Source organism: Streptomyces lycii (genome assembly GCF_009735685.1).
Classification (GTDB): domain Bacteria; phylum Actinomycetota; class Actinomycetes; order Streptomycetales; family Streptomycetaceae; genus Streptomyces; species Streptomyces lycii.
This window is the reverse complement of the sequence record NZ_WHPN01000177.1, coordinates 1-16,109: the sequence shown is the minus strand read 5'-3', so window position 1 is coordinate 16,109 and position 16,109 is coordinate 1. Positions and strand designations below refer to the sequence as shown.

General features: G+C 72.9%; 13 protein-coding genes. 1 reads left to right on the top strand and 12 read right to left on the bottom strand.

What is annotated here, in order from left to right; genetic code table 11:
* Positions 1-21: 21 nt before the first annotated feature.
* The 4 genes from GCU69_RS07370 to GCU69_RS07355 all read right to left on the bottom strand — a co-directional run bounded on the left by GCU69_RS07370 (position 22) and on the right by GCU69_RS07355 (position 3,632).
* Positions 22-978 carry a carbohydrate ABC transporter permease gene (locus GCU69_RS07370; protein WP_235978298.1) on the bottom strand — a complete coding sequence of 319 codons (957 nt, stop codon included), beginning with the start codon at positions 976-978 and terminating at the stop codon, positions 22-24.
* Positions 979-1,084: 106 nt separating this feature from the next.
* Positions 1,085-2,389 carry an extracellular solute-binding protein gene (locus GCU69_RS07365; protein WP_098752130.1) on the bottom strand — a complete coding sequence of 435 codons (1,305 nt, stop codon included), beginning with the start codon at positions 2,387-2,389 and terminating at the stop codon, positions 1,085-1,087.
* Positions 2,390-2,691: 302 nt separating this feature from the next.
* Positions 2,692-2,997: a DUF3039 domain-containing protein gene (locus GCU69_RS07360; RefSeq protein WP_098752131.1), complete on the bottom strand. Its 306-nt coding sequence runs from the start codon at positions 2,995-2,997 to the stop codon at positions 2,692-2,694.
* 56 nt (positions 2,998-3,053) lie between these two features.
* Positions 3,054-3,632 (bottom strand): YqgE/AlgH family protein, encoded by a 579-nt coding sequence (locus GCU69_RS07355; RefSeq protein WP_098752132.1) that lies wholly within the window; start codon positions 3,630-3,632, stop codon positions 3,054-3,056.
* Positions 3,633-3,889: 257 nt separating this feature from the next.
* Between GCU69_RS07355 and murA the strand changes: the two genes are divergently transcribed.
* Positions 3,890-5,239 (top strand): UDP-N-acetylglucosamine 1-carboxyvinyltransferase, encoded by a 1,350-nt coding sequence (murA, locus tag GCU69_RS07350; protein WP_098752133.1) that lies wholly within the window; start codon positions 3,890-3,892, stop codon positions 5,237-5,239.
* Positions 5,240-5,320: 81 nt separating this feature from the next.
* Here murA and GCU69_RS07345 read toward each other — a convergent pair whose 3' ends face one another.
* The 8 genes from GCU69_RS07345 to GCU69_RS07310 form a co-directional block, all read right to left on the bottom strand.
* Positions 5,321-5,602, bottom strand: coding sequence for an HU family DNA-binding protein (locus GCU69_RS07345; protein WP_045866949.1), 282 nt, complete (start codon positions 5,600-5,602; stop codon positions 5,321-5,323).
* Positions 5,603-5,917: 315 nt separating this feature from the next.
* Positions 5,918-7,351 (bottom strand): NAD-dependent malic enzyme, encoded by a 1,434-nt coding sequence (locus GCU69_RS07340; RefSeq protein WP_098752134.1) that lies wholly within the window; start codon positions 7,349-7,351, stop codon positions 5,918-5,920.
* Positions 7,352-7,750: 399 nt separating this feature from the next.
* Entirely contained in the window at positions 7,751-10,243 is a 2,493-nt protein-coding gene (locus GCU69_RS07335; protein WP_156205455.1) for a HelD family protein, read from the bottom strand.
* 144 nt (positions 10,244-10,387) lie between these two features.
* Entirely contained in the window at positions 10,388-11,137 is a 750-nt protein-coding gene (locus tag GCU69_RS07330) for a zf-HC2 domain-containing protein (RefSeq protein ID WP_098752136.1), read from the bottom strand.
* On the bottom strand, positions 11,134-11,721 hold the full coding sequence (locus tag GCU69_RS07325; RefSeq protein ID WP_170315798.1) for a sigma-70 family RNA polymerase sigma factor: 588 nt from the start codon (positions 11,719-11,721) through the stop codon (positions 11,134-11,136). Before GCU69_RS07325 ends, GCU69_RS07330 begins: the two co-directional genes overlap by 4 nt.
* 398 nt (positions 11,722-12,119) lie before the next feature.
* The gene (locus tag GCU69_RS07320) at positions 12,120-13,385 is read right to left on the bottom strand and encodes a uroporphyrinogen-III synthase (RefSeq protein ID WP_098752137.1); all 1,266 of its coding nucleotides are present in this window, start codon (positions 13,383-13,385) and stop codon (positions 12,120-12,122) included.
* Positions 13,386-13,516: 131 nt separating this feature from the next.
* Positions 13,517-14,902 (bottom strand): nitrate/nitrite transporter, encoded by a 1,386-nt coding sequence (locus GCU69_RS07315; RefSeq protein WP_098752138.1) that lies wholly within the window; start codon positions 14,900-14,902, stop codon positions 13,517-13,519.
* A 133-nt stretch (positions 14,903-15,035) separates the two neighbouring features.
* A complete protein-coding gene (locus GCU69_RS07310) occupies positions 15,036-16,007 on the bottom strand; it encodes a LysR family transcriptional regulator (protein WP_156205454.1) in 972 nt (323 codons plus the stop codon).
* Positions 16,008-16,109: the final 102 nt, after the last annotated feature.

Genomic DNA, 16,109 nt, shown 5'->3' with positions numbered 1-16,109 from the left:
TGGGCGCGGTGGCCGGGGCGGTCACAGTTCCTCCCCCTGGCGGCGCAGCAGCCGCAGGTATACGAGGGTGACGGCGAGCAGGATCAGCAGCATCACGACGCCGATCGCGGAGCCGAGGCTGTACTGCGAGGACGCGAACGCCTGCTGGTAGGCGTAGACGTTGAGCACGAGGTTCTGCCCGGCGATGCCGCCGCCGCCCGTCATGACGTAGATCTGCGTGAAGATCTTGAAGTCCCAGATCACCGACTGGATGGTGACGACGACGAGGATCGGCCGGAGCATCGGTGCCATGACGCGGCGCCAGGTCTGGGTGCTGGAGGCGCCGTCGAGCGCGGCGGCCTCCAGGATCTCGCCCGGGATGGCCTTCAGGCCCGCGTAGACGGTGAGCATGACGAACGGGAACGAGCACCAGACGACCTCGAACAGCACCAGCGCGAACGCGCTGTAGCGGTCGTACGTCCAGGAGAAGTCCTCGAAGCCGGACAGGCCCAGCCACACCAGCACCTTGTTCACCGGGCCGAAGTCCGGGTCGAAGAGGAAGACCCAGACGGTCGAGCCGGTGACGGCCGGGGTCGCCCAGGCGCCGAGCCCGGCGAGCATCAGCGCCAGCCGGGGCACGGCGCGGACCCGGGTGAGCAGCACGGCGAGCGCGCAGCCGACCGCGAGCGTGCAGAGCACGCACGCGGCGGCGAACAGCACGGTGGCCAGCAGCACCTGCCAGAAGCGGCTGTCGCCGAAGAGTTCGGCGTAGTTGCCGAAGCCCCGGAAGCGGGTCGGTTCGCCGCCGCTGACCTGCGCCTGGGTGTACTCCAGGAACGAGATCAGGCCGAGTTGGTAGACGGGGTACACGAGCAGACCGCCGAGGACGGCGAGGGCGGGGGCGAGGTAGAGCCAGGGGGTCCAGCCGCCGCGGCCCGCGGGTGTCCGCGCCCCGCCGGGCCGCCGCCCCGTACGCGCCGCCGCGCCCTTCCCCGTCACGCCCGTCCCCGCCGTGTCCGTCGCCGCTGGGTCCGTCCCCGCCGTGTCCGTCCCCGCCGCGGCCGTCCGCGCCGAGGCGGCCGCCGGGGTCCCGCGTGCCATCGCGTCAGCTCGCCGCGTCGAACGCTTCGTCCATCCGCTCCGCCGCGTCGCCCGCCGCCTCGGCGACCGACTTGTCGCCCCGGACGACCTCCTGGAACATCGTCGGGAGCACCAGCGAGGAGTCGATGGCGGCCCAGCCCGGCGAGGCGGGCACGAACTCCGTACCGGCGTCGAGGGTCTGCACGAAGGGCTCGACGAACGGCTCCTCCTCCGCGGCCCGCGCCCGCACGTCGGTGAAGGTGGGCAGGAAGCCCATGGCGTCGAAGAGCTGCCGCTGGGTCTCCTTGCCGGCGAGGGACTTCATCAGGCCGACGGCCAGGGTGCGGTGCGAACTGCTCTTCAGCACCCCGAGGTTGTTGCCGCCGGCGAAGGCGGGGGCGATCTCGCCCTCCTCCGCGCCCGGCAGCGGCACGACCCCGTACTTGCCCTTGACCTCGCCGTCCTCCATGGCCTGGTGGCTGAAGTCGCCGCCGATGGCCATGCCGGCCTTGCCGGACGCGAAGGCGGTGACGGTGTCGTTGCCGCCCATCTCGGCGCACTTCGCGGCCGGGCAGTTGTCGTCACCGAAGAGAGAGGTGTACGTCTCGATGCCCTCGCGGGCGGCCGGGCTGTCGATGGCGGCGGTGTACGAGCCGTCCCGCTCGGTGGCGAGGGCGCCGCCGTTCGCCCAGATGAAGGGCATGGCCCCGTAGGTGTACGCGCCGCCGACGGCGATGCCGTACATCTCCGGCCGCTCGCGGCGGATCTCCTTCGCGGCCCGGACCAACGCCTCCTGGGTCTTCGGCGGCTTCAGCCCGAGGTCGTCGAAGACGTCGGTGCGGTAGTACAGCGCGCGGACGCCGACGAAGAAGGGCGCCCCGTAGATCTTGCCGTCGACGGTGACGGACCGCTTCGCGGTGGGGTCGGTGTCCTTCGCCTCGTCCCAGGCGGCGAACTCCTCGCCGATCTCGGCGAGCCCGCCGTCCCGTACGTAGCCGGCGGTGTCGGTGTTGCCGTACTCGATCAGGTCGGGGGCGCTCTTCGGGTCGTTGAAGGCGGCCTTGATCTTCTCCGCGCGGGTGTCGACGGGGATGTAGGCGACCTCGACGTCGACCCCGTCGTGTTCCTTCTCGAACGCGCTCACGGCCCGGTCGACGACCTTCTTCTTCGGGTCGTTGTTGACCTCCTGGAAGAGCCAGACCCGCAGGGTGCCGCTCTTCTCGTCCGCTCCCGCGGAGGTGTCGGAGGTGGACGGCGCGCACGAGGCGGCGGCCGTCGCCGCCATGACCAGCGCGGCGGTGGAGGCCGTCGTTCGGACCCAGCGCTTCATCGAGGAACCCCCCACGAGTGGCGTTGCAGCATGCGCAACGATCGTTTCGCTCTCCGCACAACAGCCAGGAGGCTAGGAGGGGTTCATCCCGCCCACAAGGTTCCGTGAAAGGTCTCTACCAGTTCGTGACCGAGGGACGCACCCCGTGCAACGCACACGGCCCTCCGGGCGCACACGGGGTGCGCCCGGAGGGCCGTGCGGGAGTGCCCGGAGGACCGCCCGCGCGGGGCGGGGCGGGCCGGGCGGGGCGGCCGGGCGCGCTTCCGCGCCGGGACAGGACCAGGAGGGCCGGGGAGCCGCCCCTACTTGTCGTTCTTGCCGCCCTTGCCGCCCTTGCCGCTCTTGTCCTTGTCGCCGCCGGCGCCCATGGACTCGTAGATCTCCTTGCACATCGGGCAGACCGGGTACTTCTTCGGGTCGCGCCCGGGAACCCAGACCTTGCCGCACAGCGCCACGACGGGCGTCCCCTCGAGGGCGCTCGCCATGATCTTGTCCTTCTGGACGTAATGGGCGTAGCGCTCGTGGTCGCCGTCGCCGTGCGACACCTGCGGTGTCGGTTCTACGAGGGTGCCGGTCCCTGCCCCGCGCTCGGGCTCAAGAGTGCTCATGCACAGCAAGGGTACTCAAAGCGGCCCCGATACCGGACGCGCCGGCGGGCCGGAATTCAGTTGAGCGACGGATCGTCCGGATACGTGGCGACCATCGCCAGCTCGCTCCGCTGCCGCCGCAGCACGGAGCGCCACAACTGCTCCGGCACCGGCGAGGAGACGTCGCCCGGCTCGGACTCCACGACGTACCACGCCCCCTCGGCCAGCTCGTCCTCCAGCTGGCCCGGGCCCCAGCCCGCGTAACCGGCGAAGATCCGCAGCGACCCGACCGCGGTCGCCAGCAGCTCGGGCGGCGCCTCCAGGTCGACCAGCCCGATCGCGCCGTACACCCGGCGCCAGCCCAGCGGACCGCTGCCCACGGCATCCTCCGTCCCGCCCGGCACCACCGCCACCCCCAGCGCGGAGTCGAGCGAGACCGGCCCGCCCTGGAACACGACGCCCGGCTCACCCGCCAGATCGGCCCAGGAGGCCAGGATGTCGACGACCCCGACCGGCGTCGGGCGGTTGAGCACGACACCCAGCGACCCCTCGTCGTCGTGATCGAGGAGCAGCACCACCGCGCGGTCGAAATTCGGGTCGGCCAGCGCGGGCGTCGCGACCAGCAGCCGCCCGGTGAGCGAGGACACCTCCGTCATGGGGACATGATCTCGCAACTCGGCCCTCCGCGGGGAGCCAACCGGCATGCGGACCCGAGGAGCGCGGGGGCGTACGGCGGCAGCGGGGGCGCGCCGCGAAAGGCCGGAATTCGGTGACTGTACGGCACGGGTGACGAACGGACCGTGTTGTGACAAACCCATGACCTGCGGTCGGGGGTCTCGCCCCTACGGAAGGGGGTCCCCGGGCCCGTACCATTTCCCTTTGGTCCCAGTCCCACTCCAGGAACGCGAGATTCATGACCGGCACCGGCAGCAACGATGTCCTGCTCGTCCACGGCGGCACCCCGCTCGAGGGCGAGATCCGTGTCCGCGGCGCGAAGAACCTCGTGCCCAAGGCCATGGTCGCCGCCCTGCTGGGCAGCGAACCCAGCCGGCTGCGCAACGTGCCCGACATCCGCGACGTCCGCGTGGTGCGGGGCCTGCTGCAGCTGCACGGCGTCACGGTCCGTCCCGGCGACGAGGCCGGCGAGCTCGTCCTCGACCCGTCCCACGTGGAGAGCGCGAACGTCGCCGACATCGACGCGCACGCGGGCTCCTCGCGCATCCCGATCCTCTTCTGCGGCCCCCTGCTGCACCGGCTCGGCCACGCCTTCATCCCGGGCCTGGGCGGCTGCGACATCGGCGGCCGGCCGGTCGACTTCCACTTCGACGTGCTGCGGCAGTTCGGCGCGACCATCGAGAAGCGCGCCGACGGCCAGTACCTGGAGGCCCCGCAGCGGCTGCGCGGCACCAAGATCCGGCTGCCGTACCCCTCGGTCGGCTCGACCGAGCAGGTGCTGCTGACGGCCGTGCTGGCGGACGGCGTCACCGAGCTGTCCAACGCGGCCGTGGAGCCGGAGATCGAGGACCTCATCTGCGTCCTGCAGAAAATGGGCGCCATCATCTCCATGGACACCGACCGGACGATCCGGATCACCGGTGTCGAGAAGCTCGGCGGCTACAACCACCGCGCCCTCCCGGACCGGCTGGAGGCCGCGTCCTGGGCCAGCGCGGCGCTGGCCACCGAGGGCAACATCTACGTCCGCGGCGCCCAGCAGCGGTCGATGATGACCTTCCTCAACACCTACCGCAAGGTCGGCGGCGCCTTCGAGATCGACGACGAGGGCATCCGCTTCTGGCACCCCGGCGGCCCGCTGAACGCGATCGCGCTGGAGACGGACGTGCACCCCGGTTTCCAGACCGACTGGCAGCAGCCGCTGGTCGTCGCGCTGACCCAGGCGTCGGGCCTGTCCATCGTCCACGAGACGGTCTACGAGTCCCGGCTGGGCTTCACCGAGGCCCTCAACCAGATGGGCGCGCACATCCAGCTCTACCGGGAGTGCCTGGGCGGCTCCGCCTGCCGCTTCGGCCAGCGGAACTTCCTGCACTCGGCGGTCGTCTCCGGGCCCACCAAGCTCCAGGGCTCCGATCTGGTCATCCCCGACCTCAGGGGCGGCTTCTCGTACCTGATCGCGGCCCTCGCGGCGCAGGGCACCTCGCGGGTGCACGGCATCGACCTGATCAACCGCGGCTACGAGAACTTCATGGAGAAGCTCGTACAGCTGGGCGCGAAGGTCGAACTCCCGAACGGCGCTCCGAGCGTCTGAGCGGCGCACGGCGCCTCCGCACACGAAAGGGCGGCCACTCTCCCTCCCGGAGAGTGGCCGCCCTTCCTGCTGCCGCTCTGCTTACTTGCCCTTGGCGGCTTCCTTGAGCTTGGAGCCCGCGGAGACCTTCACGCTGTAGCCCGCCGGGATCTCGATCGGGTCGCCGGTCTGCGGGTTCCGCGCGGTACGAGCGGCACGGTGGGTGCGCTCGAAGGTCAGGAAGCCGGGGATGGTGACCTTCTCGTCGCCCTTGGAAACGACCTCGCCGACGGTCTCGGCGAGGGCGGCCAGCACTGCGTCGGCGTCCTTGCGGGTCACCTCGGCGCGCTCGGAAAGAGCGGCCACCAGCTCACTGCGGTTCATATGTACTCCCGTGTTCTTCTTGCCGATGAGGCGTGAGATCGAAGCCGATGCTGCCAGGGCCCTCGGACAGTCCCCGGACCCGGGTCTGATGTGCCAGACCCTCGCGCCCGGATACGCATCCTGCCCCCACCTGCGGCGGGAATGCCAATCCGGCGCCCCGCGACGTCACACGAAAAGCGCCACTCCTTCACCGCGGTGACGCCACGAGCCGTCCCCGGCAGCACACAGCAGGGACGCTTCAGGTGCATTACGGCCGTTTTCTGCCGGTCACCCTAAGGGCCACCGGGGTGTCGCGGGTCCCGCGACGCGCCGTGCCTAGGCGCTCGTGGCGCCTGTCACAGAGCTGCTGACGGCCTTCGCGGCCTGCGCGACGGCCTCGGCGACCGCGGGCCCGACCTTGTCGTTGAAGACGCTGGGAATGATGTAGTTGGCGTTCAGCTCGTCCTCGGCGACGACATCGGCGAGGGCGCGGGCGGCGGCCAGCATCATCTCCTCGCCGACCGTGCGGGACTGGGCGTCGAGCAGTCCGCGGAAGACACCCGGGAAGACCAGCACGTTGTTGATCTGGTTGGGGAAGTCGCTGCGGCCGGTGGCGACGACGGAGGCCGTCTGCCGGGCGACCGCCGGGTCGACCTCGGGGTCGGGATTGGCAAGGGCGAACACGATCGCGCCCTTCGCCATCGCGGCCACGTCGTCGGCGCCCAGCACGTCGGGCGCCGAGACGCCGATGAAGACGTCGGCACCGCAGACGGCCTCGCGCAGGGTGCCCGTGACGCCCTCGGGGTTGGTGTTGTCCGCGATCCAGCGGAGCGGCGAGCCCGGGTCGGCGCCGACCAGGTCCTCGCGCCCGGCGTGCACGACTCCGTGGATGTCGGCGACCACCGCGTGCTTCACCCCGGCCGCGAGGAGCAGCTTGAGGATGGCGGTGCCGGCCGCGCCCGCGCCGGACATGACCACCCGCACCTCGCCGATCTGCTTCTCCACCACGCGCAGCGCGTTGGTGAGCGCGGCGAGCACCACGATGGCGGTGCCGTGCTGGTCGTCGTGGAAGACGGGGATGTCCAGGGCCTCCCGCAGCCGGGCCTCGATCTCGAAGCAGCGGGGCGCGGAGATGTCCTCCAGGTTGATGCCCGCGAAGCCGGGGGCGATGGCCTTGACGATCTCCACGATGGCGTCCGTGTCCTGGGTGTCCAGGCACAGCGGCCAGGCGTCGATGTCGGCGAACCGCTTGAACAGGGCGGCCTTGCCCTCCATCACCGGCAGCGCCGCCTTGGGCCCGATGTTGCCGAGCCCCAGCACCGCGGAGCCGTCGGTGACGACCGCGACGCTGTTCCGCTTGATGGTGAGCCGGCGGGCGTCCTCGGGGTTCTCCGCGATGGCGGTGCAGACCCGGGCGACACCCGGGGTGTAGATCATCGAGAGGTCGTCACGATTGCGAATGGGATGCTTCGACGACATCTCGATCTTGCCGCCGAGGTGCATCAGGAACGTACGGTCGGAGACCTTGCCCAGCGCGACGCCCTCGATGTTCCGGAGTTCCTCGACGATCTCCTGGGCGTGCGCGGTGGACGTCGCGCCGATGGTGACGTCGATGCGCAGCTTCTCGTGGCCGGACGCCGTGACGTCGAGACCGATCACGGAACCACCGTTGGATTCCACGGCCGTGGTGAGCTGGCTGACGGCGGTGCCGCCCGCCGGGACCTCCAGCCGGACCGTCATCGAGTAGGAGACGCTGGGCGCCGTTGCCATGGCGGTTTTCCTTCGCTTTCCCGTATTACGTGATGCGCGCGGGCGCGGGTTCGCGGACGGCGCGCCGTCCGATGGTCCCACCTACCAGCTGGTACACGGTAACCAGGGGCCGAATACGGAAAGATTTTTCCGCGGCGCCCGGCCGCTGCCGGAGGGCCGCGCGGCCGGGCGGAGCGGCAACGACGAAGGGCGCCCCTCCGGTTGTGGAGGAGCGCCCTTCCGGGCTGGTGACCAGCCAACGTCTACGACACCGACCCGCCATGCTCGCCTCGCGGCAAGTGGTCGCTCGCAGCGACTGTGGTTGGGCCCGGGGGCTTGGATCGGGCCGGTGCCACATCCAAGGTAACACTCCACCCGCCTCGGGCAATTCCCCGCGGCGCCCCTTTCCCGCGGGACGCCTCACGCCTCCTGCGAGCGGTCCCGCAACAGGTCGGGAACGCCGTCCGGGTCCGGCCGGTCGCGCTCGCCGGACAGCACCGTGAGCCGCTGGGTGGCCCGGGTCAGCGCCACGTACAGCACCCGCAGTCCCGTCGGCGACGCTCCCCCGGGGTCGTCCGGGGCCCCCTTGCCCGCGATCTCGGCCGGGGAGACGACCAGGACCCCGTCGTACTCCAGCCCCTTGGCCTCCAGGCTGCCCAGCGCCACCACCCGGTCCCCCAGCCCGGCCAGCCACCGCCGGGCCTCCGCGCGGCGGTCCATGGCGACGACCACACCGACCGTGCCGTCCACCTCGCCCAGCAGCCGCTCCGCCTCCCGGCGCACGGCGCCCCCGGCATCCGCGCCCGCCACGGCGAACCGGGGCTCGACGCCCGTGGAGCGCACCGCCTCCGGCGCCTCCATGCCGGGCATGGCGAGCGCCAGCACCCTGGCCGCCGGCTTCGCGATCTCCGCCGGGTTGCGGTAGTTCACGGTGAGCGTGAACTGCCGCCGCGGCCGCCTGCCGAGCGCCTCGTCGCGCGCCTCGGCGGCCTCCTCCGGCGCGGGCCAGGAACTCTGCGCCGGGTCGCCGACGACGGTCCACGTCGCGTGCCGGCCGCGGCGGCCGACCAGCCGCCACTGCATGGGCGTGAGGTCCTGCGCCTCGTCGACGATGACGTGCGCGTAGTCCGTACGCTCCTCGGCCGCCCGTTCCGCGCGGGAGCGGCGGGGCGCGTTCCGGTCGGCCCAGGTGGTGAGTTCCTCGAGGCCCGTCAGCTGGTCGAGCGGGTCCGCCTCGCGCTTCTTCGGCCGGGCGGGCGCGCCCAGCAGCGCGTACAGCTCGTCCAGCAGCGCCACGTCGTGCACGGACAGCGGTCCCCGGCCGTCCGCCCCGAGCCGGCGCAGGGAGCGCGCGACCCGGCGCGCTTCCGCGGGCTGGAGGATCCGGCGGGAACAGCGGCCGAGCCACCGTTCGTCGGCCATCGCGGCGAGCACCCGGCGCGGGGTCAGCTCGGGCCACCAGGCGTCGAGGAAGTCCGTGAAGTCGTCCTCGGTGGAGATGTCCTCGTCGAACGCCCCGCGGGCCTCGGCGGCCAGCTCCGGATCGGTGTACCGGCGGCCCCCGCCGGCCCGCTCCCACAGCGCGTCCAGCAGCAGCCGCCGGGCCCGCGGCCGCATCAGGTTCACCGGTGCCGTCCCGCCGAGCACGGCGCTGCGGATCCGGCGCAGCGCCTCGGCGTCCAGCTCCACCCGGGAGCCGAACGCCACGACCCGCAGCCGGTCGGGCGCCCCGGATGCCGGGCCGCCCGCCCGGCCGTGCGGCGCGGGCGGCTCCGTCCCGCCGGCCGCGTCGTCGAAGGTGAGCTGCCCGCCGGGCCCGGCGGGGTCCGGTCCGGCGGCCCCGGCAGCCTCCTGCCCGGCAGCCGCCGGACGGGGCAGGTCGAGGGCGGCGCGGGCCGCGCGGCGCAGCACCTTCACCATCCGTGCGGAGCCCTTCACCCGCGCGACCTCCGGATCGTCGTACACCGTCGCCTCGGCTCCGTCGACCAGCGAGCCGAGGGCGCGGATCGCGACCTGGCCCTCCTCGCCGAGCGACGGCAGCACGCCCTCGGTGTACGCCACCAGCAGCGGCGTCGGGCTGACGACGAGGATGCCCCCGGCGTAGCGCCTGCGGTCCTGGTAGAGCAGGTACGCGGCGCGGTGCAGCGCGACCGCCGTCTTCCCGGTGCCCGGGCCGCCGCCGACCTCGGTGACGGAGGCGGCGGGCGCCCGGATCACCCGGTCCTGCTCGGCCTGGATGGAGGACACGATGTCCCGCATGGCGTGGCTGCGGGCCCGGCCGAGCGCCGCCATCAGCGCCCCGTCGCCGACCACGGGCAGCTCCGCGCCGTCCAGCGTGACGGTCAGCTCGGGCCGCAGCAGGTCGTCCTCGACGCCGAGGACCTGCCGCCCCTTGCTGCGGATGACGCGGCGGCGCACGACCCGGCCGGGATCGACCGGGGTGGCCCGGTAGAAGGGCGCGGCGGCGGGCGCCCGCCAGTCGATGACGAGCGGGGAGTAGTCGGCGTCCAGGACGCCGAGCCGGCCGATGTGCAGGGTCTCGGCGATCTCGGCGTACGGAGCGCCGTCCGGGCCGGTGCGCACGGCGTCGTCCGCGGGCTCGACGGAGGTGTACGCGCCGTCCGGGCCGCGCTCGCCGTCCTTGCCGGGCAGCAGGTCGACGCGGCCGAAGAGGAAGTCCTCGAACTCGCTGTTCAGCCGGTTGAGGTGCAGCCCGGCCCGGAAGACCTGGGCGTCCCGTTCGGCGAGCGCGCCGGGCGTGCCGACCTGGCCGCGGCGGGCGGCGTCGTCCATCAGGAACTCGGCTTCGTGGATCTTCTCGGCGAGACGCCGGTACACCTGGTCCAGGTGATTCTGCTCGGCACCGATCTCCCGGTCCCGTACCGAATCGACCGTGGCATCCTGCGCGGCCACCCGGGCCCCCTTCTGACGTGCTGGGCAGCCGTCAACCGTACGCGAAGGGGACGGTGCGCGCACGCGAGAACCTCCGGCGCGCCCCGCCCGGGAGGGGCGGCGGGGCCGGAGGAAGGCCGCCGGGGCAGCGGAGAGCCGGGCCGGTCAGCTCTCGACCGTGACCAGCCGCTTGCCGTCGAAGGTGCGGACCTCGAAGTGGTCGATCTCGTTCGGGGTCATGGCCGAGCCGCCGTGGACGTACAGCGGGTCCTTGCCCTGCGGATGGTCGCTGCCGGGGACGCCGTAGCCCCAGTCGGGCACCGACCAGGAGGTGACGATCTCCTCGTTGCCCTTCTTCGACACGGCGACGAGGCTGCACTTCTCCGGGCCCTTGACGTTCTTCAGCTCCAGGACGGTGTCGGTGCCCCAGGCCTTCTTCTCGGTGCCGACGGTCGCGGAGACCTTGCTGACCGGGTCGGTCGCGGAGGCCTTCGCCATCCCGGCGCGGAACACCTCCTCGGCGGACCGTGCCTCGGTCCCGGATCCCCCGGAGTCGCCGGAGGTCGCCCAGACCGCGACGGACGGGCCGCCGATGACGACGGCGGCGACGGCGGCGAGCAGATAGCGGCCGCGGCGGCGCGCCTTGCGCCGGTGGGCGGAGACCTGGCCGAGCAGCCGGGGCAGGACCTGGGGGCTGGGCTTGGCGTGCAGCGCGGCGGGGTCGGGTACGGAGGCGGGGGACTCGGCCAGGGTGGCGAGCAGCGGCTCGATGCCCATGAACTCGTCGAGCTGGGCGGAGCAGTAGTTGCAACCCGCCAGGTGCGTCTCGAACCGGGCGGCGTCCGCCGGGTCCAGGATGCCGAGGGCGTAGGCGCCCACGGCCTCGTGCTCCGAATTGCGCCCGGGCGCCGTCATGCCCTTACTCCTCGTTCTTCGAGCGCCAACTTCATGGAGCGCAGCGCGTAAAAGACGCGGGACCGCACGGTCCCGCTCGGTATGCCGAGCGTCTCGGCCGCCTCGTTCACGGTGCGGCCCTTGAAGTACGTCTCGACGAGCACCTCACGGTGGGCGTCGCTGAGGTCGCCGAGTGCGTCGGAGAGCGTCATGAGCCACAGTGCCTTGTCTATCTCGTCCTCCGCGGGCATGACTTCCAGAGGCGCCGGGTCCACCTCCTGCGGGCGGGCCTGGCGGCTCCGGTGACCGTCGATGACGATACGCCTGGCGACGGTGACAAGCCACGGACGCACAGATCCCGTGGCCCTGTTGAGACGGTGCACATTGCGCCACGCCCGCACCAGGGTCTCCTGGACGACGTCCTCGGCCCGGTGCCGGTCGCCCGCCACGAGCCGGAGCACATACGCGAGCAACGGGCCCGCGTGCTCCCGGTAGATGACGCGCATGAGTTCGTCGTCCGGCACCGGTTCCTCGGAGCGGGACCGCTCCGCCCGGTGCCGGGACCTTGCAGGACGATCATCGGCCACGGCCGCATCCTTGCGCACCCGAACCTCCCGGTCGAGAACTCGCTCCGGACTAACACTTCCGCCAACTGCCCCGCTGTGCCGCCCCGTCGGGCGGGGACCCGCAGCCCTCGTCTGCGACGGGCCCCCGCCCGTTCCCCGGACCACCGGCGTGGGGGACCGATCGGTGCTCCGGGGAGTCTTCTGTGCCGCCGTTGTCATAGCCGTCCTCGTCCCGCGTGCGGCCCGCATCGGCCCTCAGGTCCGCGGCCTCCCTCCGGCCGGGCTCCTGCGCCCATGAGTACGCAGCGCCCGCGCCAACTGCTCAACGGCCGGACGAAAAAATCCGGAAGTCCCCCGGGCACGCGGCCCGTTGGGGGACTTCCGGATGTTCGGTGGCGGTTTGCGCCGGCGGTACGGGGCCGGGTGCCCCGCCCGGGTCAGGGCGCGGCGGGCGGCTCGCCGCTCCCGTCGCCGTACTTGTCCTCGACGGCGGCGTCCAGCGCCAGCCGGTAGCCGCGCTTGACCACGGTGTGGACGAGCTTCGGCGCGCCCAGCGAGGTGCGCAGCCGGGCCATGGCCGTCTCCACCGCGTGCTCGTCGCGGCCCGCCCCGGGGAGCGCCCGCAGCAGCTCGGCGCGCGGCACGACCCAGCCCGGGCGGCGGGCCAGGGCGCGCAGCAGCGCCATGCCGGCGGGCGGTACGGGCCGCAGCTCGCCGTCCACGAGCACCGCGTGGCCGCGGATCTCGATGCGGTGCCCGGCGACCGGCAGCGCGCGGGCCCGGGCGGGCAGCTCGGCGCACAGCAGCTGCACCAGCGGGCCGAGCCGGAAACGTTCCGGCTGGGCGGTCGGGATGTCGTGCGCGGCCAGCGGGGTCGCGGTGACCGGCCCCACGCAGGCGACCAGCACGTCCTGCCGCAGCACGGCCAGCAGCGCCTCCCGCAGTCCTCGCTCCCGGGCCCGCTCCAGCAGGCCCGCGGCGGCGGGCGCGCTGGTGAAGGTGACCGCGTCGACCTGCCGGGCGACCAGCGCGTCCAGCAGCCGGTCGACCGGGCCGATGTCCTCCGGCGGCTGCCAGCGGTAGACCGGCACCCCGACGACCTCGGCCCCGGCCTCCCGCAGCGCCTCGACGAAGCCGGGCAGCGGCTCCCCGTGCAGCTGTACGGCGATCCGGCGGCCGTCGACCCCCTCGCCGAGCAGCCGGTCCAGCACCTCCGCCATGGATTCGGAGCCCGGCGACCACTCCTCGGTCAGCCCGGCGGCACGGATGGCGCCCCGCACCTTGGGGCCACGGGCCAGCAGTTCCACTCCGCGCAGCCCGGCGATCAGCTCCTCGCCGAGGCCCCAGCCGTCGGCCGCCTCGATCCAGCCGCGGAAGCCGATGGCGGTGGTGGCCACGACGACGTCCGGGGCCGCGTCGATCAGTTCCTTGGTGGCGGCGAGCAGCTCGGCGTCGTCCGGGAGCGGCACGATCCGCAGCGCCGGGGCGTGCAGGACCGCCGCGCCCCGGCGCTCCAGCAGGGCGCCCAGCTCCTCGGCCCGCCGGGCAGCGGTGACCCCGACGGTGAACCCGGCCAGCGGCAGCGCTCCGGCCTCCGGGCCCCGCTCACCGCGCCCCGCGGGCACACGCCCGGGTCCGCTTCCGCCGGTCGGCGGCTCGGTGCTCCCGCCCTGCGGGAGCGGCTGCTCGGTGGGGTGTTGCATTCGGCTCCGCCTCGCGTCGCGGGGACTTCGGTCCCGCACATCGTGTCAACCCGCCGTATCCGCGGCGGATCGACCGGGTTTCACAGGTGTTACGGGCCCCGGCCCGCCCGGGTCCCGTACCACCCACGGTCTCAGACTTCGGCGTAGGCCGGTGTCCGCTGCGTCCCGGGGCTGCCCGCCGGGGCCTGTGCCGACGGCTTGCGAAGGTATACGGCCCAGGTCAGCGTCCCGCACACGGCGTAGGCCGCGAGGAAGGAGACAAAGGCCGGGGTGCCGCTGCCGGTGGTCATGAAGGACTGCCGGAAGGCGAGGTTGATCGCCAGCCCGCCCAGCGCGCCCACCGCGCCGATCAGCCCCATCGCGGCGCCGGACAGCCGCCGCCCGTACGCCGCCGCCTCCTCCCCCGCGAGCCCGCGGGAGACGGCCTGCGCCTGGAAGATCCCGGGGATCATCTTGTACGTCGAGCCGTTGCCGAGGCCGCTGAGGACGAAGAGGGAGATGAAGCCGGCGAGAAAGACGGGCAGCGAGCGCTCCGCGGAGGCGTGGACGACCACGACGGTGGCCGCGGCCATGCCGGCGAAGTTCCACAGCGTGATCCGGGCACCGCCGACGCGGTCCGCGAGCCGCCCGCCGACCGGCCGGATCAGCGAGCCGAGCAGCGGTCCGACGAAGGTCAGCGAGGCGGCCTGGAGCGGGGTGCGGTCGAACTGGTTCTGCAGCACCAGGCCGAAGGCGAAGCTGTAGCCGATGAAGGAACCGAAGGTGCCGATGTAGAGCACCGACATGATCCAGGTGTGCGGCTCACGGGCCGCGTCGATCGCGGCACCGGTGTCGTTGCTGACCGGCGCCAGGTTGTCCATCTTCAGCGCGGCGAGCAGCGCGGCGACGGCGATCAGCGGGATGTAGACGGCGAGCACGAGCCGCGGCCGGGTGGCGCCCGCGGTGCCGATGACGAGCAGCGCGACCAGCTGGATCACGGGCACGCCGATGTTCCCGCCGCCCGCGTTGAGGCCCAGCGCCCAGCCCTTCTTGCGCAGCGGATAGAAGGAGTTGATGTTGGTCATCGAGGAGGCGAAGTTGCCGCCGCCGACGCCGGTGAGGGCCGCCACCAGCATGAAGGTCGTGTACGAGGTGCCCGGCTCCATGACGAGGGCCGCCGCCGTGGACGGCACGATCAGCAGCAGGGCGCTCGCCACCGTCCAGTTCCGGCCGCCGAAGCGGGCGACGGCGAAGGTGTACGGCACCCGCAGCACGGCGCCGACCACGGTGGGCACCGCGACCAGGAAGAACTTCCCGGCCGGGTCCACGCCGTACTCCGGGCCCATGAAGAGCACCATCACCGACCACAGGCTCCAGATGGAGAAGCCGATGTGCTCGGAGACGACGGAGTAGATCAGATTGCGCCGCGCGATGCGCTCGCCCCGCTCATGCCAGAACGTCTCGTCCTCCGGGTCCCACCGCTCGATCCAGCGGGCTCCCCTGCGGGAACGCGAAGGGGTCGTGGTCGGGGTGGTCATCACGCCTCCACAGCTGTCGGGGATGTTCGTCCACGACGCTAGGCACGGCGCGTTTCACGTCCGTGGCGGCAGGTGACCACTGCGCAACCTTGCTCTCACCCGCCCGCCCGGACCGGTGTGAGCGCCCCGCTGCTCAGAGACGCATCAGCTCCTCGTCGTCCCCGGGCAGCCAGGCCCCGGCCGGCCGGTCCAGCCAGCCGTGCCGCGCCGCGAGCGCCGAGGCGGCCTCCCGCAGCGCCTCCAGCCCGGGATGACGCAGGTCACGACGCCACACCATGGACACCGGCGACAGCGGCGCCGGATCGGTCAGCGGGCGCAGCACGGTACCGGGCAGCGCGATGAACTGGACGCTGGCGAGCACCGGCAGCCCCAGCTTGCCCATGACCCGGATGAACTCCTCGTCCCCCGCGATCGGCGGCAGCGGCGGCGCAATCCGGATGCCGCGCCCGGCGAACAGCCTGCTCGCCAGGTCCGTCCACTCGGCGGTGTCGCCGTTGCCCGCGCCCGCGTAGAGCGTCTCGCCGGCGAGTTCGTCCAGCGGCACGGCCGGCAGCCGCGCGAGCCGGTGCTCCTCGGGCAGCACCACGGCCATCGGCTCGTACCGCACGGGCAGATGGGCGAGGCGGGAGCGGACGGCCGGGTCGACGCCCGCGATCCGGCCGAAGGACACGTCGAGACGGCCCGCGATCATGTCGGCGGCGGCGCCGGTGAGTCCGCTGTGGAAGCGGGCGAAGAACTCCAGGGCGGGCCGCGCCTCGCGGGCCTCGGCGAGCACCTGGTTGCCGGTGGAGACCAGCGCGCCGACGTCGACGAGCAGCGGCCGGTCGGCCGCCGCCGTCCCGCGCCCCGCGGCGGTGGTCAGGTCGTCCTGCGCCTCCAGGACCCGGCGGGCGTACGGCAGCAGCCGCGCGCCGTCGCCGGTGAGTTCCACGTGCCGGGTGGTCCGGACGAACAACTCGCTGCCGAGCAGCCCCTCCAGCCGCCGGATGTCCCGGCTCAGCGACTGCTGGGCGACGTACAGCCGGGCCGCCGCGCGCGTGAAGTGCAGTTCGTCGGCAACGGTGATGAACGCGCGTAGAAGGCGCGGGTCGATGTCCCGGGGCATCCGCCTTTTCTACAACCGGAACGCGTGGATGACCAGCGAACAGGTGTTGGACCGTTGATCCCGGCCCGCGGGACCGTGGACGGGTGATCCTCTTCCTCGCAG

Excerpts from the sequence above, each read along its gene's own strand:
- GCU69_RS07340 (WP_098752134.1), bottom strand. The coding sequence starts at position 7,351 with ATGGCAACGGCGCCCAGCGTCTCCTACTCGATGACGGTCCGGCTGGAG.
- GCU69_RS07345 (WP_045866949.1), bottom strand. The coding sequence starts at position 5,602 with ATGAACCGCAGTGAGCTGGTGGCCGCTCTTTCCGAGCGCGCCGAGGTG.
- GCU69_RS07365 (WP_098752130.1), bottom strand. The coding sequence starts at position 2,389 with ATGAAGCGCTGGGTCCGAACGACGGCCTCCACCGCCGCGCTGGTCATG.
- GCU69_RS07330 (WP_098752136.1), bottom strand. The coding sequence starts at position 11,137 with ATGACGGCGCCCGGGCGCAATTCGGAGCACGAGGCCGTGGGCGCCTAC.
- GCU69_RS07360 (WP_098752131.1), bottom strand. The coding sequence starts at position 2,997 with ATGAGCACTCTTGAGCCCGAGCGCGGGGCAGGGACCGGCACCCTCGTA.
- murA (WP_098752133.1), top strand. The coding sequence starts at position 3,890 with ATGACCGGCACCGGCAGCAACGATGTCCTGCTCGTCCACGGCGGCACC.
- GCU69_RS07320 (WP_098752137.1), bottom strand. The coding sequence starts at position 13,385 with ATGCAACACCCCACCGAGCAGCCGCTCCCGCAGGGCGGGAGCACCGAG.
- GCU69_RS07315 (WP_098752138.1), bottom strand. The coding sequence starts at position 14,902 with ATGACCACCCCGACCACGACCCCTTCGCGTTCCCGCAGGGGAGCCCGC.
- GCU69_RS07310 (WP_156205454.1), bottom strand. The coding sequence starts at position 16,007 with ATGCCCCGGGACATCGACCCGCGCCTTCTACGCGCGTTCATCACCGTT.
- GCU69_RS07355 (WP_098752132.1), bottom strand. The coding sequence starts at position 3,632 with ATGACGGAGGTGTCCTCGCTCACCGGGCGGCTGCTGGTCGCGACGCCC.